Annotated in this window: 1 protein-coding gene; it reads left to right on the top strand. The window is 36.7% G+C overall.

Annotated features, from left to right (window positions below; translation table 11 throughout):
• Nucleotides 1–487: Gfo/Idh/MocA family oxidoreductase (locus tag SMIDD26_RS13145; RefSeq protein WP_246746986.1), on the top strand; the 487-nt coding region annotated here is incomplete at its 5' end.
• Nucleotides 488–681: the final 194 nt, after the last annotated feature.

Below are 681 nucleotides of genomic sequence, written 5' to 3'. Positions count from 1 at the left end.
CGGTGATGAAGATGATATGATTTTTGTCAATATGGAATTTTCTAATAAGCGTTTTGCCTTGTTAGAATGGGGTTCAGCTTATCGTTGGGGTGAACATTATGTCTTAATCCAAGGAACCAAAGGTGCTATCCGCTTAGACTTATTCAACTGTAAAGGAACTCTTAAGCTAGATGGACAAGAAAGTTATTTCTTGATTCATGAATCGCAAGAAGAAGATGATGATCGGACTCGTATCTATCATAGTACAGAGATGGATGGAGCAATTGCTTATGGTAAACCAGGTAAACGTACTCCATTATGGCTATCATCTGTCATTGATAAAGAGATGCGCTATCTGCATGAGATTATGCAAGGAGCTCCAGTATCAGAAGAATTTGCAAAACTTTTGACAGGAGAAGCTGCTCTCGAAGCAATTGCTACTGCAGATGCTTGTACCCAGTCTATGTTTGAAGATCGCAAAGTAAAATTGTCAGAAATTGTAAACTAAATTTTGGTATTCTCCTATTATAGGTCGACTTGCTCCTCTGAAAGTACTTTTAGAGGAGCTGTTTGACTTGGCTAGTTTTTGAAACTGAAATCTATTATACTACAAACTCTTGAAAGCGTTTTATTTTTAAGGTATAATAATCTCATAGAAACAAAGAAAAAGGAAAAGGAGGAAAAAGGATGCCACAGATTAGC

This window comes from Streptococcus mitis, assembly GCF_001579035.1.
In the GTDB taxonomy this organism is placed as follows: domain Bacteria; phylum Bacillota; class Bacilli; order Lactobacillales; family Streptococcaceae; genus Streptococcus; species Streptococcus mitis_J.
This window is presented reverse-complemented; position numbering and strand designations above follow the sequence as displayed.